Annotated in this window: 17 protein-coding genes and 1 riboswitch; of the genes, 8 read left to right on the forward strand and 9 right to left on the reverse strand. The window is 68.4% G+C overall.

Annotated features, from left to right (window positions below; all coding sequences use genetic code 11):
* Positions 1-106 precede the first annotated feature (106 nt).
* From ggt to DQG15_RS09290, 5 genes are all read right to left on the reverse strand, one after another.
* On the reverse strand, positions 107-1,837 hold the full coding sequence (gene ggt / locus DQG15_RS09275; protein WP_116084627.1) for a gamma-glutamyltransferase: 1,731 nt from the start codon (positions 1,835-1,837) through the stop codon (positions 107-109).
* 231 nt (positions 1,838-2,068) lie between these two features.
* The gene (locus DQG15_RS18730; RefSeq protein ID WP_255415124.1) at positions 2,069-2,194 is read right to left on the reverse strand and encodes a hypothetical protein; all 126 of its coding nucleotides are present in this window, start codon (positions 2,192-2,194) and stop codon (positions 2,069-2,071) included.
* Positions 2,187-3,263, reverse strand: a complete 1,077-nt coding sequence (locus DQG15_RS09280) for a hybrid-cluster NAD(P)-dependent oxidoreductase (RefSeq protein WP_116084629.1) — start codon at positions 3,261-3,263, stop codon at positions 2,187-2,189. Before DQG15_RS09280 ends, DQG15_RS18730 begins: the two co-directional genes overlap by 8 nt.
* A gap of 5 nt (positions 3,264-3,268) precedes the next feature.
* On the reverse strand, positions 3,269-4,498 hold the full coding sequence (locus DQG15_RS09285; RefSeq protein ID WP_116084631.1) for an aromatic ring-hydroxylating dioxygenase subunit alpha: 1,230 nt from the start codon (positions 4,496-4,498) through the stop codon (positions 3,269-3,271).
* Between the two features lie 106 nt (positions 4,499-4,604).
* Positions 4,605-4,804: riboswitch (cobalamin riboswitch) on the reverse strand.
* A 221-nt stretch (positions 4,805-5,025) separates the two neighbouring features.
* Positions 5,026-5,697, reverse strand: coding sequence for a DUF1045 domain-containing protein (locus DQG15_RS09290; protein WP_116084632.1), 672 nt, complete (start codon positions 5,695-5,697; stop codon positions 5,026-5,028).
* Between the two features lie 55 nt (positions 5,698-5,752).
* Here DQG15_RS09290 and DQG15_RS09295 point away from each other — a divergent pair, with 55 nt between their 5' ends.
* A complete protein-coding gene (locus DQG15_RS09295; RefSeq protein WP_116084766.1) occupies positions 5,753-6,895 on the forward strand; it encodes an alpha-D-ribose 1-methylphosphonate 5-triphosphate diphosphatase in 1,143 nt (380 codons plus the stop codon).
* A 247-nt stretch (positions 6,896-7,142) separates the two neighbouring features.
* Here the strand turns inward: DQG15_RS09295 and DQG15_RS09300 are convergent, their stop codons facing one another.
* From DQG15_RS09300 to DQG15_RS09310, 3 genes are all read right to left on the reverse strand, one after another.
* Complete coding sequence (locus DQG15_RS09300) at positions 7,143-7,838, reverse strand: spermidine synthase (RefSeq protein ID WP_232830781.1); 696 nt, start codon at positions 7,836-7,838, stop codon at positions 7,143-7,145.
* Between the two features lie 161 nt (positions 7,839-7,999).
* Complete coding sequence (locus tag DQG15_RS09305) at positions 8,000-9,328, reverse strand: hypothetical protein (protein ID WP_116084636.1); 1,329 nt, start codon at positions 9,326-9,328, stop codon at positions 8,000-8,002.
* A 4-nt stretch (positions 9,329-9,332) separates the two neighbouring features.
* The gene (locus DQG15_RS09310) at positions 9,333-11,345 is read right to left on the reverse strand and encodes an ATP-binding cassette domain-containing protein (protein WP_157968947.1); all 2,013 of its coding nucleotides are present in this window, start codon (positions 11,343-11,345) and stop codon (positions 9,333-9,335) included.
* A gap of 242 nt (positions 11,346-11,587) precedes the next feature.
* Here DQG15_RS09310 and DQG15_RS09315 point away from each other — a divergent pair, with 242 nt between their 5' ends.
* From DQG15_RS09315 to DQG15_RS09325, 3 genes are all read left to right on the forward strand, one after another.
* Positions 11,588-13,282, forward strand: coding sequence for a DUF3131 domain-containing protein (locus tag DQG15_RS09315; RefSeq protein ID WP_116084639.1), 1,695 nt, complete (start codon positions 11,588-11,590; stop codon positions 13,280-13,282).
* Positions 13,282-14,769 carry a hypothetical protein gene (locus DQG15_RS09320; protein ID WP_116084641.1) on the forward strand — a complete coding sequence of 496 codons (1,488 nt, stop codon included), beginning with the start codon at positions 13,282-13,284 and terminating at the stop codon, positions 14,767-14,769. The genes DQG15_RS09315 and DQG15_RS09320 overlap by 1 nt, the downstream gene beginning before the upstream one ends.
* A gap of 113 nt (positions 14,770-14,882) precedes the next feature.
* Complete coding sequence (locus DQG15_RS09325) at positions 14,883-15,617, forward strand: hypothetical protein (RefSeq protein ID WP_116084642.1); 735 nt, start codon at positions 14,883-14,885, stop codon at positions 15,615-15,617.
* 10 nt (positions 15,618-15,627) lie between these two features.
* Here DQG15_RS09325 and DQG15_RS09330 read toward each other — a convergent pair whose 3' ends face one another.
* Positions 15,628-16,221, reverse strand: a complete 594-nt coding sequence (locus tag DQG15_RS09330; RefSeq protein WP_157968948.1) for an OmpA family protein — start codon at positions 16,219-16,221, stop codon at positions 15,628-15,630.
* Positions 16,222-16,459: 238 nt separating this feature from the next.
* Here DQG15_RS09330 and DQG15_RS09335 point away from each other — a divergent pair, with 238 nt between their 5' ends.
* From DQG15_RS09335 to DQG15_RS09350, 4 genes are read left to right on the forward strand one after another with little or no spacing between them, the layout of a single operon-like run.
* Positions 16,460-17,602 (forward strand): acyltransferase, encoded by a 1,143-nt coding sequence (locus tag DQG15_RS09335; protein WP_116084646.1) that lies wholly within the window; start codon positions 16,460-16,462, stop codon positions 17,600-17,602.
* A gap of 22 nt (positions 17,603-17,624) precedes the next feature.
* Positions 17,625-19,061 carry an STAS domain-containing protein gene (locus DQG15_RS09340; RefSeq protein WP_116084647.1) on the forward strand — a complete coding sequence of 479 codons (1,437 nt, stop codon included), beginning with the start codon at positions 17,625-17,627 and terminating at the stop codon, positions 19,059-19,061.
* A 13-nt stretch (positions 19,062-19,074) separates the two neighbouring features.
* Positions 19,075-19,836 carry a hypothetical protein gene (locus DQG15_RS09345; protein WP_116084649.1) on the forward strand — a complete coding sequence of 254 codons (762 nt, stop codon included), beginning with the start codon at positions 19,075-19,077 and terminating at the stop codon, positions 19,834-19,836.
* A gap of 20 nt (positions 19,837-19,856) precedes the next feature.
* On the forward strand, positions 19,857-21,689 hold the full coding sequence (locus tag DQG15_RS09350; RefSeq protein WP_157968949.1) for a glycosyltransferase: 1,833 nt from the start codon (positions 19,857-19,859) through the stop codon (positions 21,687-21,689).
* Positions 21,690-21,691: the final 2 nt, after the last annotated feature.

Here is a 21,691-nt window from a genome sequence, read left to right on the forward strand (position 1 = left end):
CGTTCACGGCGCGCCCCCTCGCCGAAGATCGACGCCGACCCTTCCTCGGGCCAACGAAAGGGCGCGGGGGTGCCCTGCCCCCGCGCCACGTTCCTTCAGCCCCGGATCATTCGCCGATGGCCAACCCTTCGCGTCGGGGGTCGGCGCCGCCGATCAGCGTGCCGTCCCGGACCGCGATGGCGTGCAGGCCGCTCGTCAGGTCGCGCACGTTCACCTCGAAGCCCAGTGCCTCGAGCGGCTCTTGCAGGTCGGTCGCGGCGGTTCCTTCCTCGAGATCGTAGGTCCCGAACCGGTTCACGAGGTTCGGCAGGGCAACGGCTGCCTGCGGGTCCATCCCCCAATCCATATGCGCGACAATGGTCTTGGCAACGTAGCCGATGATCCGGCTGCCGCCCGGAGAGCCGACCACGAAGACGGGGGTGCCGTCCTCCATCACGATCGTCGGGGACATCGACGAGCGCGGCCGCTTCCCGGGCTCCACGCGATTGGCGATCGGGCTGCCCTCGTCATGGGTGCTGAAGGAGAAATCCGTCAACTCGTTGTTGAGCAGGAAGCCCCCGGGCGCGAGGAGGCGGGAGCCGAAGCCGTTCTCGATGGTGGTCGTCATGGACAGTGCGTTGCCGTCGGCGTCGACGATGGAGATATGCGACGTGGACGGCAGCTCGATGGACGCATCGTCGCCGAGATCGAGCGCCGCGTGATCCCAGGGCGGCATGCCGGGCGAGACCTCGGGCAGGCTTTCGTCCGCGTCCAGAAGCTCGGCGCGGTCCGCGAGGTAGTCGGGATCCAGAAGGCGCGGCACGGGCACATAATCGGTATCCGCCATGTACCGCCCGCGGTCGGCAAAGGCGAGGCGGGAGGCGTCGCCGATCAGCCGCCAGGCGTCCGGGGAATCGGGCCCCATCGCGGAGAGCTCATAGGGTTCCAGAAGCGCGAGGATCTGCCCGACGGTCAGCGCGCCCGATGACGGCGGTCCCATGCCGCAGACCTCCGCACCGCGATAAGGTGCGCAGACCGCCGGGCGCTCGACGACCTCGTAGGCCTCCAGGTCTTCCAGGGACAGGACGCCCGGCTGGGCCGCACCGCGCACCGTCGCGACGATCCCCTCGGCCACCTCCCCGTGGTAGAACGCATCTGCGCCGCGTGCTGCGATGGCGCGCAGCGTTTCGGCATAGGCGGCGTTCGTCAGCGTGTCGCCCTCGGCGATGGCGGAGCCGCCGGGCATGAAGTATTCGGCCGTGGCCGGCGCGACGGAGAGAAACTCCTCATCCTCCGCCACCAGAGCGGCGAGGCGCGGAGAGACGGAAAAGCCGTCTTCGGCCAGTCCGATGGCCTCGTCGAACAGACTGCTCCAGTTGGCCCGGCCCCAGCGGCGATGCGCCTCTTCGAGAAGCATGGGCGTTCCGGGCGTGCCGACCGAGAGGCCACCGACGACCGCGTCGAAGAAGTCCATCGGCTCACCGTCCTTCTGGAAAAGGGTCGGCGTCGCGGCCATGGGGGCGGTCTCCCGCCCGTCGAGAGTGGTGATCTCCCCCGTCTCGGCATCGTACCAGACGAGAAAGGCTCCGCCGCCGAGGCCGGAGGATTGCGGCTCGACGAGGCCGAGCGTCACCTGGACCGCGACCATCGCATCCGCCGCGCTGCCCCCGGCCCTCAGCACCTTGGCGCCGGCCTCGGACGCCAGCGGATTGGCGGCGACGACCATCCAGTTATCGGACGTGACCGGCTCCGGCGTTTCCCGGACGAGACCTGTCGCCTGCTCGGGCGCGACCGCGTCGGCGGCCTCCTGAGCGAGAGCGGGGGTGGTCATGAGAACGAGTGCGAGTACGGCGCGCATGGGGCATCTCCTCGGTATTGCCGACCCGATGGTGACGCCCCCGTGACCCTGCGGCAACCCCTCTCCGGCGGGGACCTCGTCCCGCGTCAACGCTCCTTGGCCAGCGTCTAGGCCATGGCGGCAACGCAGATACCGACGCAACGAGTTGTTCGAGGCCCCTTTCCCGCGAAAGCTTCATCCAGAGGCGCACCCGGCGATCCGACCGGGACGCATGTCTTCGAGGACGAGCCGTCAGCCTTCCGCTTCGACCGCGCGCTTGGACGAGAGGGATCTGAACATCCTCCTCGTTCCGGACTGGCTGAACTGACCGGACTGGGCGGGCGTGGCCGAGACGGCCGCGCCCGGAGGTTCACGCATCCACGGTGACGTTTCCGATCGGGTTCGAGCAGCAGGCGAGGATGTACCCGGCCTCGACATCCTCATCGGTGATCCCGCCGTTGTGAACCATGTGGACCTCGCCCGAGACCTTCTTGATCCGGCAGGTGCCGCAGACGCCGAAGGTGCAGCCCGAGGGGATGTTCAACCCGGCATTGCGGGCCGCCGCGAGGATCGTGTCCGTCTCGGCAACGGTCGCGGTCACACCGGACGCCGCGAAGGTCAGCTCCACGTCAGCGCCCTGCTCCGGGACCACGTCGTCGATATCGGGGACGTCCGCATCGGTTTCCGCCGGCGCCTGGAAACTCTCCTGGTGGTAGCGGTCCATGTCGAACCCGAGGCCGGAGAGCGCCTCACGCACCGCGCGCATGAACGGCTCGGGACCGCAGCAGAAGACTTCCCGCTCCAGATAGTCGGGCGCCATCAGGCCGAGCATGAGCTGGTTGAACATGCCGCGATAGCCGGTCCAGGGGCGGAACGGGTCGGTCCCCTCGACGACCCATTTGAGGTCGATCCCCGGCATCCGGGACGCCATGTGCTCCAGCCGTTCGCGAAAGATGATCTCGGAGGGGCGGCGGGCGCAGTTGACGAAGACGATGTCGGGCATGGTGCCGAGGTCGAACATGTAGGTCGCCATCGACATGGACGGCGTGATGCCGGATCCTGCGGAAATGAAAAGATATTTCTCGGCAGGATGGTTGAGGTGCGTGAAGACGCCGGCGGGCCCGAACGCCTTGAGGCGCATTCCGGGCTGAAGCTCGTTCAGCATCCAGTGGCTCCCGATACTGCCCGGCTGCGCCTTGATCGTCACCGAGATGGACCGGGGGCGGGAGGGTGACGAGGAGATCGTGTAGGTGCGGTGGATCGTGCCGGAGGGCAAGGGCAGTTCAAGCGTCAGGAACTGGCCCGGCGAGAAGTCGAACAGCGCGCCGGATGGAGCCTGGAAGGTGAAGGTCGCCGTGTTCGGCACCTCGGGGATGACGGAGACGCATTCGAGCGGCTCGGCATCGGACCAGACAGCACGCTTCGGGAGGGAAGACAGATCGTTCATCGCCGTTATTCCGCCGCCATCCGGGAGGGTGCAGGCAGCCGCTCAGTCAGGCTGCGGCAATACCAGTCGACGAATTGCAGCACGCCCGATTCCTGGGTCCGCGAATAGGGCCCGGGCGTGTAGGCGGGAGAGTTGATGCCCTGCTGGTTATCCTCGACGACGCGCCGATCCTCGTCATTGGTGGCGATCCAGACCTCGGTCAGCCGCTTCAGGTCGTAATCGCGCCCCTCCACGGCGTCCTTGTGCACCAGCCACTTCGTCGTGACCTCGGTTTCAGTCGGGCTGACGGGGGTCACGCGGAAAACGATGGAGTGATCCGGCAGGAAGTGGTTCCAGGTCGTGGGATAATGGAACTGCATCAGGGCGCCGGCATCGTCGAACGGCACGCGCCCCAGTCGCTTCGTGACCGCGAGGCCCCCGTCCATCGTGTAGCTCTTGGCGCCGGCCTTCAGCGGCATCCGGGCGACCCGGTACTGCCCGCCGGCATCGATCTGGAACCGGGCGCGGATCCCGGCCCCTTCGAGCCGATCGAAATGGGCCGCCAGATGCGGCGGCGTTTCCCCGTCCTCGACGCCGGTGACAGCGGGATCGTCGGGGAACGTGCGGCAGAGCGCGGGATGGTTGCCGCCGCAATGATAGCACTCCCGGTTGTTCTCCCAGACGAGCTTCCAGTTGCCGTTCTCGATGATCGAGGATTCGTGGGCGACCTTCGCGTCGGACAGATCGTGCACGGCAAGGTAGGGGCGCGCGAGCTCCGCGAAGGCATCGAAATCGGGCGCCTCGTCGGCGAGGCAGATATAGATCAGGCCGGCCAGCTCCCGACAGTGAACGGGCTTCAGGCCATGGGCGGAGGGATCGAAGTCCGGCCCCATGTCCCGCGCCCAGAGCAGCGAGCCGTCGAGCTCGTAGGTCCACTGGTGATAGGGGCAGACCAGTTTCGGCACGTGCCCCTTCGCGGCCTTGCAGATGATCGAGCCGCGGTGACGGCAGGAATTGTGGAAGGCGCGGATCGTCCCGTCCGCGCCGCGAACGAGGATCACCTTGTAGGCGCCGACGGTGTGGGTGACGTAGGAGCCGGTCTTCTCGAGCTCGCAGGCGGGAATGGCGAACAGCCAGTCGCGGTACCAGATCGCCTCGAGATCGGCCTGAAAGATATCGGCGGCGGTGTAGAAGGGTCGCTCCAGCGCGTAGCCCGGTCTGTGCGTGGCCAGAAGCTGCGTGAGGTCGTGGTGCATGGTGTTCCCCTGCCGCACCCCGCGGCGATTAGTGAATTCGGAGGGGCGGGCAGACCGTCAGATGCCGCTTCCCTTGCGGCTCTTACGGCGTCTGCACCGCCTCCCGCGGTTGACGTTCTCGCAAGGCTGGTTTCCGGACTTGAAGCATGGCCCGTAGGCCCGGCATGGCGCCTTCCCGGAGCTGCTCGCCCCAGTGGCTCGTCGCCATGCCCATCGCTTCCTCACCGTTGCGGGGGCAGTGCCGGCCTCTCACCGGCTTCCCAATTCTCCTCTGTCTCCAGCGGCACCTTGCAGGTCCTGTCTAGCACCCCCGAATCGCGCCTCAGCGCCCGAAAACGACTTGGGCCCTCCTGAAAGCGCCCAGCGCGGGACTGCGGCGCATCCTCGCGCACGACGTGCAGGGCATCGGCCCTCGCTCGGGCAGCGCAGGGTGCCCACGGGCGCCGGGGGAGAATCCCCCGGAATGGATTGAAAACACCGCACAATGCCGCAAATCCGGGCAGTCCGGGAACTCGGAACCCGGCGCGTCAACCAGTGAGGGGGAAACGCCGGATCAGCTCGAATCTCCCGTCCGGCCGCTCGCCGGCCAGCGCAATGCCCTCCATCATGAAAGGCACCGGCAACTCGGGGAGGCGTGCGCGGGCCTCGCGATACCAGTCCTCCGCCTTGTTCTCCGGCAGGCGCCCGGTCAGGGTGAGGTGGAAGTGGAACTCCTCCAGGACATACGGGTACCCCCAGCGCGTCAGGAGCGCGTCCTGCCGCGCGGTGAGCCCGGCGCTTCGGCGCCGCGCGATCTCGTCCGGCCCGGCCGGCGCCCGGAATGCGTCGAGCTCGATCACGCACGACGCGGCGAGCCGTTCGATGGCAGCCGCATCCCCCACCGGAGTGAGCGCCAGAAAGCCCCCGAGGGTGGTGAGCGCGAGCCCCCCTGCCCGCGCCGGCGCACTGGTCCGGGCGACGCTCTCCACGGCTTTCTCGAGCGCTACCGCGTCCAGTCCATCCGCGATCCTGAACGGCGGTTTGAGCGTGCCGTGAAAGCCGTACTTGCGCGGCGCTGCGGTGACCTCGGCCAGTCCCGCAATGGCGGGCTGCGGCGCGGGACAGGCCTGCGCCACGTCCCATCCCAGCCAGCTTGCTCCGAATGTGGCCAGATCGCCTTCGGGCGGCAGATAGTAGACCGCGAACCGAGTGTATGACATGACGCTTCCCCCTCCCACGGCCGATCCCGATCCGGCACCCCGAGACGAGCACCGCATGCCAAGCGACGTCCACCTTGCCAATGCCCGGCTCGTCCTGCCGGACCGCGTCCTGCACGGGCGCATCGTGATCGAAGACGGGCAGATCGCCGAGATCGCGGAGGGCGGCGGCGTGCCCGCGGGCGCGATCGACTGCGCCGGGGACATGATCCTGCCGGGGCTGGTGGAGTTGCACACCGACAACCTCGAGCGCCATATCGAGCCACGCCCGGAGGTCGACTGGCCGCACGTCCCGGCCCTTCTGGCCCATGATGCGGAACTTGCCTCGACCGGGATCACGACTGTCTTCGATGCGCTACGCGTCGGGTCGATCCACGGCGGAACGGGCGGATACGGGGCGTACGCGAGAACACTCGCGAATGAGATGCTGAGCCTCCGCGCCGCCGGTCATTTCAAGATCAGCCATTTCCTCCACCTCCGGGCGGAGATCTGCTCCGAAACGCTGCTCGAGGAGATGGCGGACTTCGGCCCCTCGGACCGGGTCGGGATCGTCAGCCTGATGGACCATACGCCGGGGCAGAGACAGTTCCGCGACCTCGGGGCGCTCAGGGCCTATGTCACCAAGAAGCGCGGCATGGACGACGCGGCCTTCGAGGAGCACGTGGCCGAACTCAAGGCGCTGCAGGCTCGCTTCGGCGCGGTCCATGAGGCCGGCGCGGTGGCGGAGGCGCGGCGCTACGGCGCGGTGCTTGCCAGCCACGACGACACCACGGCGGATCAGGTCGCATCGTCCCATCGCAGCGGCGTCCGCTTCGCCGAGTTTCCGACCACGAGAGAGGCGGCGGAGGCCTGCCGGCAGACGGGCATCCGCGTGATGATGGGCGCGCCCAACCTGATCCGGGGCGGCTCCCATTCGGGAAACGTGGCCGCCAGCGATCTGGCGGAGGCGGGTCTGCTCGACATCGTGTCCTCGGACTACGTCCCGAGCGCGCTTCTTCTCTCAGCGTTCCGGCTGGCCGCGCTCTGGGACGATCTGCCCCGTGCCGTCGCCTGCGTCACCGCGACCCCGGCCCGCGCCGCCGGTCTCGAGGATCGCGGCGCACTTTCCTCCGGGCAGCGTGGCGACGTCATCCGCGTTGCGGAAGCCGGCGGCACCCCGATCCTGCGCGGCGTCTGGTGCCGGGGAGACCGGATCGCCTGAGGCCGCGGCGCTGCAAGGGACGCCGGATGCCGCGATGAGGAAGAACGCGGTCCACATCCGGCAGCGGCCCCATGCCGGACGGGCCGGCACCTCCACCCGCCGACCTCCGCGGCGATGGGACGCCGGCCGGCATCTAGGCAAGAGGCGCTCCCCCGGCGGGACCGGGGACGAGACCGGATCACCCTGCAAACCGCAGTCGGCAAGGGCTAGAAGATGATCGGGCGGCGGATCGTCTCTCTCACGGCGGTCAGCGCCCGGTGCGCACCGCCGTCCAGATCGTGTGGCGTGAGCCGCGCCTGCTGTGCCCCGCCCGGATCGTATGCGCGACGGCCTCGAACCCGCACGCCTTGAGCCGCTTCAGGAAGGCCGCATCCGGCGCCGCGGACCAGACCGCCAGCACCCCGCCCCCGGTCAGCGCCCGGCGCGCGGAGCGCAGACCGCGTTCATCGTAGAGCGCGTCGTTTCCCGCCCGGGTCAGACCGTCCGGACCATTGTCGACGTCGAGCAGGATGGCATCGTAGGTCCCGTCGGCCTCGCGGATTTCGGTCAGGACATCTCCCGGCCTCACCTCGACCCGCGGATCGGACAGGCACTCCTTGAAAATGGGGGCCATATGCGTCTGCGCCCAGCCCACGAGGTCGGGCACGAGTTCCGACACGACGAGCTGCGCGCCCTCCGGCGCAATCGCCTGCGCGGCGCGAAGGGTGAACCCCATGCCGAGCCCGCCGATCAGGACACGCGGCGCCGAGCGACCGGACAGGTGGCCGAGCGCCAGCGTCGCGAGCGCCTCCTCGGACCCGCCGAGCCTGCTGTTCATCAGCTCGTTGCCACCTTCGAGCCGAATGGAAAACTCGTCCCCCCGCCGCAGGAGCCTCAGCGTGTCGCCGTCCGGCGCGGTCGCGGTTGCAAGCTTGACCCACGGCAGCATGGCGTCTCCTGTCATTGGTGCGGTGTCATCCGCTTATCTGGCCCGCCGACGCAGAAGAAGGCCACGCGCGTCCCCGCTCCTCGCGCTACCCCGCGCGCCTCGGACCTTGCGCTGACCGGGCCGCGCCGTCGCCGCCTTCTATCGAGACGGAACCGAAGTGGCCACTGTCCCTGCCCTCATGGGGCGTCGCCTGCTGACAGGGCACCTCTCGATGCCGGCCCGGAGAGACCGAGCGATGGCGGAAGAACACGCCCCCAGCCTGCCAGGACCCGACCTCCGAGATCCCTCAGAGCGACACCGAATTCCTTCGCCGACGTCGTTCGCGTCCGGGTGACGGAGACCGACACCGCGCGGCCCGGGCCATCCAGCCCGCGCGCGATCGGCATGCTTTCGAGCTCTGCAAGACTGGGCTCGTCCAGGACGATCTCCACCTCGATCCTGTCCTTGCCGGGGAGGAAGGCGAGATGCCTGACCCGGCCGGACATTTGCTGCGCCCTGGCGGTGGTGCCGAGGATGGAGATGTTGACGGGCGTGTCGATCCTGAACCCTTGCCCGTCATCCGATGACAGGTCGAGGCGCACGCGCCAGGACCCGCTGCCGGCTGGCTGAAGCTCAAGAAGCGGAAAGGCCTCGTCGGTCCCGACCGCGCCCTGCACCTGCCTGACCCGGAGGATGCGTCCCGATTGCGGCAAGCTGAGCCGCGGCGCTTCGTGATACCGATCCAGAACCCCCTCGCGGTCGGTCGCCTCGGCGATACGCTCCGTCAGCATGTCGATCCGCGTGCCTCTCTCGCTCTGAGAGGTGGCGTCGGCGTCCCGCCGCGCCAGGTCGAGGGCCGACCGGCGTTTCTCCAGATCGGCCCGCTTCGCCGCAAGAGCGATTGTCCGGCCCGCCCGCGCCTTGGGGTCTGTCTCCTCCGACACCAGGCGCCGGGCAGTATCGAGAAGGGCGATTTCCCGGCTGAGCGCTTTCTCCGCCGCGCCGATCCGGTCGGCCCGACGTTTGCCGCCCTCCTTGAAGGCGCTGCATTCCTGTTCGATCCGGGCGAGCCCCGCGCGTGTTTCGTCGTCAAGCTCCGCTCCAGGATGGCCGGCAAGCTCGTGTGTGGTCGTGATCGAGCGCGGCTCGCCCGGTTGAGCCAACAGGCAGGCGCGCAGGGTGACGTCGAGAAGACGCTCACGGCGCAGGGCCTCGAGCTCCCGGGCAATGGCGTCCCGGTCAAGGACCGCCAGCGTCTGACCGGCTGCCACGTCATCCCCGCCGGTAACAAGGATCTGCGCCAGCGGCAGGCCCGCCGGAAGGTCGAGGCGGAGCGGGGCAACGTTGGACAGAAGCGTGCCGAGATAAGTCTGCCGCGTCGGAACGGACGCCAGTCGCGCCGCAAGACAGGCTCCGACGGCGAGAATTGCGAAACAGGCGACGGCGCTCAGGAGCCAGAAGGCTGGCGCTATGCCGCGCCTGGCGCTGCGGGGGCAATGGCGGAAAGCTGGCGAGGAGCGGGCCATGGGCTTACCCGGCCTGCCCGGCGCGGGGGTCGTAGAGGTCCAGCGTCGCGGTCAGGAGGCGTTGATCTCTCTCCACGCTTGCCTCCAGATCCCGGCTGTAACGCAATACGCGGGCGAGCGGGGGCATTCGCCCGATGAGACCCTCGTCCATCGCCTGACGGCGAGCCTGCTCCAGCTTTCCCGAGGACAAGGCCGGATCGTCGTCGATCATGCGCAGGACCCCGTAGCCGTCGAAGAGCTTGAGCTCGAAGCGCAGACGTTGCCCGGATCCGGGCGCGGCGGTCTGACAGGAAAAGGCGAGCATCTCGGCGGCCAGCTGGGCCGCGGCACGCCGGTTCGCCTCGTCGCCGGGGCGTTTGAACCGTCCTTCAACCCAGCTCGTCAGCGCTTCTTCACTCTCCAGGGTTCGATCGGCGGTGAACCCGGCCCACCCCGCGCTTTGCTTGGCTCGGATCTCGCTTGCATCGCCGAACTCGGACACCCGTCCGTCCTGCAGGACCAGAAGCTTGTCGCAGGCCTCCAGAAGGGCGCGGTTCTCGGTCACCATCAGGACAATCCGGCCGAGCCGGCATTCGAGACGTAGCCGGGACAGGACGGCGTCGAGCTGGGCAGGGCCCAGCCCGTCCTCGGGCCGATCGAGAAGATAGAGATCGGGAGCGAGGAGGAACCCGCGGGCGAAGGCCAGTGCCTTTGCCTGCCCGCTTGGCAGAACGCTGACATCCGGAGCGGTGCAGATCCGGTCGGCCTCATCGGCGGAAAAGACCAGACGTTCCAGGATCTGCTTGCCGCGAGCCTCGGCCGGCCCCGGGTGGAAGCAGGTCAGGTTCTCGATCCCGGAGGCCGGCAGCACGAGCGGCGTGGGCGGCAGGTAAACCGCCGGCACCGGCCCTGCCTCGACAGTCCTGACCCATGGATCACGTCCATTGATCCGAGCGGAGCCCCGCACGTCCAGCCCGGCGAGATCGTAGGGCGCGGACAGGGCGCGAAGCAGGAGCGTCTTGCCCGCGGCACTGGGCCCGGTGACGCCAATGATCGTGCCGGGCTCGGCGGAGAAGCTGGCCCCCGAAAGGAGCGTCCGCCCGCCCGGAACGGTGACGGTCAGGCTTCGAACGGAAAGGCCCGGCGGCGGATCGCAGTCGGCATCCAGAGGCTCGATTGTCCGTGCCAGATCGGCCGCAGCGCGTTCGGGCCGGGAGCGGGCCAGAATGGCGCCGGCAACCGCCGTTCCGGCCCAGAGGGCAATGAGCGCGGCGCCGGGCACCGCACCCGTGGTCAGGTGGGCCGTGCCTGCGAGATAACTGGCTGCGGCGAGCGTCACGAGGGCGGAAAGCCAGCCGGACGCGCGGCGCAGGGGCGCCTCCATCGCATGACCTTCAGGAGCACTCCGCGCCAGCCGCAGACCGGCCGCGTCGCGCCCGGCGAGAAGCGCGGTGGCCTCCTCGGGCGTGATATCCCAGAGAGGTTCGGTGCTCCCCCGACGGACGAGGATCCGGGCGCCGGCACTGGCGGAGGCGGCTGCCAGAACGACCCCGAGCCCCAGCAGTGGATGGAGGATCCCGAGCATCAACGCGGCCGCGCCCCCGAGCCATGCATTGGCGCGCCTCGCCTGAGCCAGTCTCAACGCACGGTACCCGGCGAGCGCACGGGTATGGGCGTAGTCGAAGACAAGGCTGCCGATCACGGGCACGATGCCGATCGCGGCCAGTAGCGGTGCGAGAAGGGTCTGCGCCTCCTCCGCCACGAGGGTCTGGAAGAAGACCGCGAGAAGCCCGATCGCCAGGAGGCAGATTCCCGCACCGACGGTGAAGGCCGTGGACATGCCGGCCGCCCAGATCGGCAGCGCCCGCGCCGCCATGGGCAGGCCCGCCGGCGAAAGCTGCTCCGTCTGCGGTCCCGTGGCGAGGATGCCGGCAGCTTCGTCTGCCTGACCGATTCCGGACTGGCCCTTGGCGGGCGCGGGCGGCTCATGGTCCAGCGGGATGCCGGGGGCGGTCTGCAGGGGATCGGAGATGAGCATCGGCAAATCCGTTCTCGAAAGGCAAGTCCGGCAAGCCATACGCCCCGCTCATTTAAGAAAGCCCTTTCGCGTGCATCGAACTGCGCAAAATTTTCGGAGATTCCGCGCCTTCGGGGCCGGTCGAGATTCTCTTTTTCTTAAGCCGGGTTTGCCAATTATCGACTCCGACACATCCCGGGCGGCCCTGCATGCCGCAAGCTGCGGAGCCCGGACCAAACGCCCGGAACAGGAAGACACCGCCGATGAGGTCGACCCGCCAGACATCGCGACAGACGGTCCGTTTCGGTGGCCTCGCCTTGGGCGCGTCCGCCCTCGGCGTGCTGGCGCTGACGGCGACGGTCGCGATCGGGGCCCGGACGATCTTTCTCAATCAGCCCGACGAGGCGGTGCCGATCATGGCCGGCGGCGACCGGGACGACCTGCCGGCGCTGATGCGGGGCAACCTGCCGAGCGTCACGACCAGCATGGTCCGCGGCGAGCCGCGCCGCGAGACGCCGCCCCGGATGTGCGAGATGCCGCCCGACTATTTCGACCGCCTGGACGATGGCTCCGCCGACGCTCCACCCGGAAGCTATACGAAGCGCAACGAATATGTTCGCCCCTACAAGTCCCGGCGCGGGTTCCTCGACGAGCGGGAGATGCGCGCCGCGAAGGTCGCCTGGCACTATTTCGAGACGTTCACGCAGGAGGAAACGGGCCTCGCCAATTCGGTCGGCAGCTACCCCTCGACGACGATGTGGGACACCGCATCCTACATGAGCGGCCTCGTCGCGGCCTACGAGTTGTGCCTGATCGAGAAGCCTGAATTCGACCGCCGCGCGATGCAGCTTCTCACCACGCTGAAGGCGCTCGACCTCTTCCGCGGCGAATTGCCGAACAAGGTGTACCACACCCGCACCGGGGCAAAGGTGAACTATGCCAACAAGGACGGCGAGATCGGTTTCTCGGCGCTCGATCTCGGCCGCCTCCTGATCTGGATGCGGATCATGAAGAACCGCTACTCCTATCTCGGCAACAGCATCGATGCCGTCCTGCTGAAATGGGACTTCTCGAACGTCATCGACGAGGAGGGGCTGATGCGCGGCGCCTACGTCAACAAGAAGACGGGGGACACCGTCTACGCGCAGGAAGGGCGTTTGGGATACGAGGAATATGCCGCCAAGGGGTTCGCGCTCTGGGGCTTCAAGCCGATCCTGTCGCATCGCGCCGAGCCGTTCCTGACCGCTTCGATGTTCGGCGTTGCGGTCCCCTATGACGGGCGTGATCCGCGCATCTTCCACTCGCAGAACTACGTGGTGACGGAATCCTACCTGCAAGACGGGCTCGAGCTCGGCTTCGACCTGCCTCATGACGACACCACGCCGCCCTGGCTCCATTCGGATGGCTGGCGCGCGGAGTTCGCCGACCGGATCTATGCCGTGCAGGAAGCGCGCTGGCGCCAGACCGGCTTCATGACGGCGCGCTCCGAACACAACGTGAAGGGCTCACCCTACTTCGTCTACGACAGCATCTTCTCGGACGGCTACCCGTGGAACACGGTCACCCCCCGGGGCGACTACTCTCCCAAGCACGCCGCTGTCGCCGCGAAGGCCGCGCTGGGGATGTGGGCGCTGTGGGACACCGAGTACACCGATGTGCTCTTCGACGCGATCATCGAGCTCTACGACCCCGAGAGGGGCATGTACGAAGGGCTCTACGAAGGCGGCCAGGGGCGGATCGAGATCGTCAGCGCCAACAACAACGGCATCATCCTGGCGGCCCTCCTGCACAAGGTGCAGGGCCCGATCCTGACGCCGTATACCGGCTCGACCGAGGTCTGGTACACGGCCTACCGCGACCAGAACCTGCGCGAGAAACGCAATTATCCCGATCCGACGAGGGAAGAGGACTGGTTGCCTGCCCTCCGCCACTCGATCCAGAGCGAGGCTGACTACTGATGAGACAGTTCCCCCTTTCAGGTGCCGCGGCGCTCGCGCTGTGGGCCATCCTTCCGGTCGCCGCATCCGGACAGACCGCCGCAGATTCCGCATCAGCGGACGGGTTCGCGTCGGAAAACGCGGTCCTCGACACCTCGATCCCCTTCGCGATCGGCGCGCGGGAGGCGATGCAGGAGCTGCGCGGCGCCTTCGGATGGCCGACCTTCCAGGAAGGTCTCGTGGGTGGCGTCTACTTCCGGTTCGATCCGGACGGCTATGCCCGGTTCGCCCCCACACCGCGGCTCGACACCGACATCTTCGAGGTGGTCTGTCGCCCGCGGACGCTGTCCTGCATGGGCCGGAAGGGGCCGCTGTCGGTGTTCCTGAACGGCCGCGGACAATTCGAGATCAAGCTCGACGGGGTTCACGAGGGCGACACCCTGCACCTGGCCGAGGGCGTGAGCGAGATCCAGTTGCCCGAACAGGTTCTGATGCCGCTGACCGCCCAGCTCGAGACACTTCTCGGCGGCGGCGGCGAACTGGTGCGCCGGCGCGACGGGGAAGAGCAGGCGCGGGTGTCCCTGACCGGCTTCGGTGCCGTCTCGGCCTACCTGCGCTGGGTTGCCGCAAGACAGGATTACACCGTTCTGCCAAGGGACTGGCCGGTCCCCAATGCCGCGGGCCTCACCGATGCCGGGCGCCTGACCCAGCCGCAGAGCTGGGCCTCTCCGATGCCCCAACCCCAGACCCAGCCGATGCTTCCCATCGTGGCGATGCAGGCCGCGGCGCCCGATCAGGCAAGCTCCGAGGTGGCGGAGGTGCGTGGCGAGCTGAACTTGCTGAGAGAACTGCTCCTGCAGCGCTCCGCCGAGGTAGCCGCATCGCCAGTCGCTCATCCTGCGGCCGCTCAAGCGGACCTGCCACCGGCGTCCCCCGCAGATCCGGCCGCGCTACAGACCGCCACGATGCTCGCTAGCCCCCCGGCAGATTCCGCGCCGCATGGCGGCCTCGCCTCTCTCGAAGCACGGATCATCGAGCTTCAGCGCCAGCTGAACCTTGGCCGGATGGACGAGATCGGCGTTCCCCTGTCCCCGCCAGACGGTGCGGCGGAGCCCGCCGCCGCTGCGCCCGAAGACGCGGACGAAGCGGTCGCGGAGGCGCCCGTTCCCGAGCATGAGAAGATGGTTGAGCACCTGAGCTACCTGATGACCGAGATCGGGCTCGACCCGCAGATGGCGGTCACGCTGCTGCAGATGCGAATGGAAGGCGCCGACGCTCCGGCGATGTCGGGGACCGATCCCGCCGCGAGCGATCTGACCGAACTCCTGACGGAGATCGGCATCGCTGCGCCCCTGCCAGGCACGGGTGACGTGGTGACGGGCGAGACCGATCCGGAACCGGCAGCCCCCGCAATGGCCCCCGCGGCGGCCGTATCACGACCGGTGTCTCCGGAAGAATACAAGCTCCTCACCGACTACTTTCGGTCGGTGTTCCCCACGGCTGAGTAAGCAAACGGGGGGATCGTTCGACTTCTCTCGACCCGCCGCCTTCACGCCGCGATGAGGCCTTGGCCCTGCACCCCGCGCCGCCGCATCCTCCTGTCTCGCAAAGGAGGATCGCCATGCTCAGGACCCTATCGCATCTGCCGTCAGGCCTTGCGTTCGAGAAAGCGCAGCGTCGCGTGTCCGCCGGCGCGATGCATGTCATCCGTGCCGGCAGGGGTCTTCTGAAGCGCACAAGCCGGCGCGCGCGGTGGTCCTCGATTGCGCTGGCGGCCCTCGGTGGACTGGGGTTGGCCTCACTCGGCGCCGCCCCCGCCCGCTCGCCGGACCCGGGCTGGCATCTCTTTGCGCAGATCGCCGCAGAGGGAACCGCGCGGTTTGTCACCGTCGAGGACGGGCTCCGGCGCGCGGCCTGGACGGTGAGCTGCCGGGTGCCGCTCAGGGGCTGCGTCGCCCGAGGCCCGGGTATTGTCCTGCGGCTCGATGGGGCGCGAGCTCCCTGGCTTCTGGGGCCCATCACACCCGGTGCGCGCATTCTTCTGGATGACGGTCGCCGACGGGTAGATCTCGACGGCCTCTTTGCCCGTCCGGTGCCGGAAGCGCTCGTCGCGCGGCTGTCGGAGCGGCAGGTCCGCCTGATCATCGAGGAGCCTGACTATCGCGACAGGGAACTGACCCTCGCGGGGCTGGCCGATGTCATCGATTACCTTGCCTGGATCGAAACGCATGAGGCCCGCACCGGCCGCGATGCGCGGCGCTGGCCGGGCCTTGCGGACCTCGTGCAGGCCGGCCTGACGAAAGACGAGACCGGTCCGGGCGCGCAGGCGATCCCGCTCGGAGCAACGGAGCTCTGAGCCGGCCGCCTCAAGGGCAGCGGCGGGCGTAGATCGTCACGCGGCGGTTCAGGGGCGCGCTCACGGGCCGGCCCGGCAACGGCTGATGGTCGCCGACATTCGTGACCTCGCGGATCCGGCCGGGCTTCGAGAGCCGCGCGCGGATCGCATCCGCGACCGCTTCGGCCCGGTCCTGGGCAAGGCGCACATTGGCGGCCCGGTCGTCACCGGCGGTGCGGTTCGCATGTCCGACGAGGCGCAGGCACGCCTCCTCGAGCGGCGGCGTTTCCAGCACGCCCGCCAGACGGTCGAGCTGCTCGCTCATACCCTGGTCGATCACGGCATTGCCGGCCGAGAAGACGAGATTGTCCTGTCGTTCCTGCCGGGTCAGGCCGCCGGGAGCGACGGGGGGCGTCGATGGGACAAGGGGCGCCGTTTCGGGCACGGCCTCCGCCGACGGAGGATCGGCCTTCCGCCCGCCCAGCGCCTCGCGGCAGGAGGCGTGGGCGACGCCGTAGGCCTGCCAGAGAGCGGCGCAATCCTGCGCCGACAGCGCATCACTGGCGAATGACGGCAACGGGCCGAGTGCGAGCATGGCGGTGCTGATCAGACGAACGAGAGACATCGGATTCCTTTCCTTTGTCTCCGCGATAGGGGGACGGGACATAAGGTATCGTTAATCCAGTGATATTCCTCAGGCGCATCCCGGGCGAATGAATTCGCAATTTTCAGGAAATCCGAAACTCTAAAGTTGCTGGGAATGAAATCGCCAACCGACTGATGCCGTTCAGATTTAATTAGCCCCCCGCTGCCAAACCTGATCGCCGTGACGTGTGGATCCTGTGAGGGGATTGGGGAAGCAAATGGCGCAAACGGAACGTTATGTCTGGCTCGATACATTGCGGCTGACCGCGGGCGTGTCGATGATCGGACTGCATGCGACAGCGGATGCCAATGGGCAGCCGTTCGTCGGCTATTCCGAAGTCGAACGGATTGCGCCGATGCTGGTGCGCGCGGTGATCTACGTCGCGCGCACCGAACTCTTCATCATCATAGCGCTGTTCCTGCTCCTGATGTCGCTGGACCGCCGGCCGCGGTCCTATTCGAGGGTCATTGCCGACCAGGCGCGCCGCCTCCTCGTGCCCTTCGGGTTCTGGACGATCTTCTATGCCTTCTACAGTCTCCTGAAAGCCGACGCGTTCGGCTACGGCACGGCCTTGCGTGCCGAACTCGCCGATCCGGTCATCTGGGCGCGGTACCTGCTCCTCGGCGGGTCGAAGTACCACATGCACTTCATACCGACCCTCTTCGGCATCATCCTGGCCTATCCGCTCTTCCGGCTTGCCGTGAAGCAACCCATCCTCGGCCTCGGGGTCCTGGCATCGCTGGCCCTGAAGCGGGAGCTGGACGGGTTCGTCTATTCCACCTTCTGGGACACCGAAGCCCTGTCCTGGATCGTACGGTTCGTGAAGTGCCTGACCTATGTCGGGTACGGCATGGTGGCCGGCGCGTTCCTTGGCCTCTGGCGGAGGAGCGGCGCGCTGGCCGATCCGGCGGACGCGCGAGAGGCGTGGGTGCCGCCCCTTCTGTTTGCCGGCGCCGCACTCTTTCTCGCCAAGCTCGCGGCGACGTGGCTCACCGTGCAGAAGGGCGAGTGGCCGTACGGATTCGCCGCCGGCTACTGGGCCGACTACCTGATGCCGATCGTGCTCTTCGCGATCTGCATGTGTCTCGCGGGGCGGCGATGGCCCGGGTGGATCAGCGTGGCCGCGCCCTATGCGTTCGGGATCTATCTCTGCCATCCGATCTTCCTCGACCTGGCAGAAATTGCGATCGCCGGCGTGCCTCTGAGCCCGATCCTGCAGGTCGGTGTGAAGATCGGGATCGCCCTTAGTGGCACCTCCGCCCTCGTCTGGCTGATCGGACGCTGCCCGCCGCTTGCCTGGACGATCGGACTGGGGGCCCTGCCCCTCCCGCGCCGCTTCCGCACGGCTACCGCCGCCTGATCCCTCAATCCGGAGTATCCCGATGCTGGTCTCGGTCGAAGATCTTTCCCTGCGTCTGATCCACCTTCGCCTCAGGGGCACCACGCTGCGCATGAGTGCCATCGAGGCCATCGGGCGCGTCTGTGACGAAGCCCTGGCCCGCGGCGTGTCGGCCGCCATCATCGATCTGTCGGCGATGACGGGGGCAAGCGCGTCGGGCACCGCGTCCCTGGTCGAACTCTACGGCCGCTACGGTGATCGTCTGCGTCTTACCTTCTGCGGCCTCGGGGACAAGACGCGACGCCATCTGCAAAAGGCCGGGCTTGGCGGGATCCTGCCCTGTCACGACGACGCCGCAAGCGCCCTGGCGGACCCTCCCTTCCGGGCGCTGCAGCTGTGCAACCACCGCGCCGTGATTCTGTGCGGCGCGGGCCAACCCGGCCCGGTTCCCGGCGGCCCGCCGGCGCCGCTCCTCGACATCGCGGGCCAGCCGCTTCTGACGCACCAGCTGAAGCATCTCGCACGGTTCGGACTCGGCGACGTCCTCATCGATGCCGCGGATCCGGACAAGGAACTGCCCGCCCACCTGCATGAGAACCCGGTTCCGGGACAGGCACAGTTCTTCTGCAGCGCCGTGAGCGCGCCCCGAGAGAGCGGAGCCGTCGAGACGCTGGCCGGCATGGCCACGCGCCACGCGGCTTTCGGCGGCGATGTCGTGGTCGTTGCGGGCCCCATCCTCGGCGGCCCGGACCTCGGCGCCATGGCGGCATGGCACAGACAGCGCGGCGCCGACGTGACCGTCGCCGCCGCCTGCCTCGGAGGGCCGCGACATGGTGTTCGGCTGGTGAGCGACGGCGCGGGCCGGGTCACCGGGATCGATCCGGCGGCAAACACCGCGCGCGCCGAGACTGGCATCTACATCATCCGCGCGGACATCCTGAACCGGCTCGGAGACATTGCCGGGGGCGGGCTCGCAACCGGACTGCTGCCGCGTCTGATCGCGTCCGGCGGGCATGTGAGCGCCTACACCGGGGCCTTCCGCTGGCGCACGATCTTCAGCGCAGAGGAGTATCATGGTGCGATGCGGGCCGCGCTCGAAGGCAACCTGCCGGGGATACTGCCCGCCAGTCAGCGCGTCCGGCCGGGCCTCTGGGTCGCTCATGGGGCGGATATCTCGCGCCGGGCGCGGTTGAACGGGCCCTGCCATGTCGGCGCAGGCGCGGTGATCGAGGCCGGAGCGGACCTGCATGGACCCTGCGTCATCGGAGCCGGCGCGGTAATCGGGCGGAACAGTCGCGTCTCCCACAGCATGGTCGAAGCCGGAACGCGGCTCGCCGAGGGGAGCCGCCTCTACCGCGTACTCGCGGGCCCGACGCGTCATCTCGATCTCACCGGAACCGGCCGGGACAGGGCGCCGCTCCCGCAGGAGGCCTCCCCGCAGGACCGCGGATCCTGGCGTACCGCCCGCCGAAGTGCCTGAGGATGCCATGCCGATGACACCGATACTGCGCCTCCTCCTGCTGGCCTCCGTCGCCTCTGCTGCCCCCGCCTGTGCGCAGGAGAGACATACGGAGAGCTTCTGGATCCTGCAGGAACAGGCCCGGCCCGATCCGTCCTGCACCGGGGCTGCCAGCTGCCCGGCCCTCAGATCCTACGAAAGCCGCCCCTTCGAGCCGGGCGAAACCGCGACCGTACGCAGGCTCTTTGCCACCATGCGGCACGCATCACCTTCGGCCGCTCCGCAGATCTGCGATTCCGGCGCGGCCCCCGCCGCGCCGGACCTCGGCGATCTCGAGGCACTGCCCATGGCCGAGAAGGGCGCGACACTGAAGGGCCTGACGCAGGTCGGCCTCGACGCGACCCAAATTTCGGCGCCGCCCGGCCTTCCCGATACGTTCGGCGCGGACCTGCATAACGCCTTTGTCCGTATCCTGGGGGAGGCGGGTCTCGAGGTTGTGACGCCGCAGGAAGCCGCCGCCCTGCCCGGCGCCCCTCAGCTAGCCCTCTCCGCCTCCTTCGGCGATCCGGCCGATGCCTGTGGCTACAGCTATTCGGGCTTCGCCTCGCTCACGCAGACCGCCGTGATGACGCGCGATCCGAGCCTGAAGGTCCGTGCGGGGAGCTGGTCGATGTCGATCAAGGGCGCCGGAATGGAAGAGCCGAGACAGGAGGCCGGCAAGCTTCACGATATCGCGGCCGCCCTGGCCGAGGCCTGGCTGGATGCCAACGGCATTGCGCCGCCGTCCGACCGATGATGCAGCAGGGAGCGACATCGATGACACCCTATTTCCGCCGGTACGAAAACCGCTTTCCGCCGCAGGTCCCGCCGCATTCGGCGCGGCAACAACAGATCTGGCATCTGCTTGCCGGGGCGACCATCGGCTGCGGGATCTGGTACCTCGTCTGGCGCTGGACCTCGTCGCTCAACCCCGATGCGATGGCGTTCTCGGTGCTCGTCGCCTCGGCCGAGACGCTCGGCCTACTCGGCACCTTCCTGTTCTTCCACGACATCTGGCGCGAAGGCGACACTCCGCAATTGCCGGCCCCGGCCCTTCGCTCGGAAGCGGGGCTCGAAGGGGACGGTCCGATCGAAGTGGATCTCTTCATCACCAGCTACGACGAGGAGGTGGAGGTGGTCGCCCCGTCGATCGCGGCGGCGCGGCAGCTGCGGGTGCCTGAGGGCACCGTGCTGCGCATCCATCTCTGCGACGACGGCGACCGCGCCGAGATGGCGGCGCTCGCGCGTCGTGAAGGGGTGGGATACTTCCGGCGCGACGACAACGTGGGCTTCAAGGCGGGCAACCTGCGCAACGCGCTGTTCCGCACGGCCGGCGATTTTGTCGTGATCTGCGACGCCGACACCCGCGTCCTGCCGAGCTTCCTGCTCAACACGATGGGGTACTTCCGCGATCCCGGCGTCGCATGGGTGCAGACGCCGCACTGGTTCTACGACATCCCCGAGGGCACACCGTGGGAGGACTGGCTCGCGCGCCGGGCCGGCCGGCGTCTGGCCCGGCCCGCATCGCGCCTCGCGCCGCTGATGCGGCGACTGACCGGTATGGACCGCGTCGGGGCCGATCCCTTCCGCTCCGATGCCATGCTGTTCTTCGACGTGATCCAGCGGCGGAGGAACCGCAACGGCGCCTCGTTCTGCTGCGGAGCTGGATCGATCCACCGCCGCGACGCCGTCTTCCAGGGCGCCCTCGGGCATCAGCGTCGCCTTCTCGACCGGCTTGCGGCCCGCTTTTTTCGCCGGGGCGCCCTCTCCGCGCCCGTCCTGCGGCGGACCCCGATGCAGCCGTACCGCTATCACGTGTCCGAAGACATCCTGACCTCGATCCACCTGCATTCGGACGCCGCCTCGGGGTGGAGATCCGTCTATCATCCCCAGATCGAGTGCCGGATGCTCTCGCCCTGGTCGATCGACGCCTGGAGCACCCAGCGTCTGAAATATGCCGGCGGCACCTTCGACATCATGCTGCGGGACAATCCGCTTTTCCGGCGCGGCATGCCGTGGCGCACCCGGCTGCACTATGCCGCGACGTTCTGGTCCTATCTCGGCACGCTCTGGGCGCCGGTCCTGCTCCTGGCGCCGGCCGTGGCGCTGGCCTTCGGAATCGCCCCTGTCGACGCTTACTCGGCTGACTTCTTCCTCCACCTGATGCCCATGCTGGTCCTGAACGAGCTGGCCATGCTGGCGGCGTGCAAGGGGTACAACATCCACCATGGCCGCGCGATGAGCGTGGCCTCCCTGCCCCTCCAGGTGCGCGCCCTGTGGGCCGTTGCGCGGGGACGACGCCCGCGCTTCCCGCCCACGCCGAAGACGCCTGTCATCTCGCCGTCTCTCAAGCGGGTGATGCCAAACGTGGTTCTCGTCGGGTTGATGGCCGGAGCGCTGTGCTGGGGAATAGTCCAGCACCTCTCCGGGGCCGAAGGGTACGCGCTGTCCATGGTGGCGGTGAACGCCTTCTGGCTCGCCTGGAACATGCTGGCCATTGGGCAGATCGCGCTGGCCGCGCTCTGGCGCCCCGATACGGAGCCGGGCGCGCCATCGGTCCCGCCCGCTTCCGCCTCGCTTCCCACCCCGCCCCTGACCGCCACGCCCTGACG

It is taken from the genome of Tropicimonas sp. IMCC34011 (genome assembly GCF_003390865.1).
In the GTDB taxonomy this organism is placed as follows: domain Bacteria; phylum Pseudomonadota; class Alphaproteobacteria; order Rhodobacterales; family Rhodobacteraceae; genus Tropicimonas_B.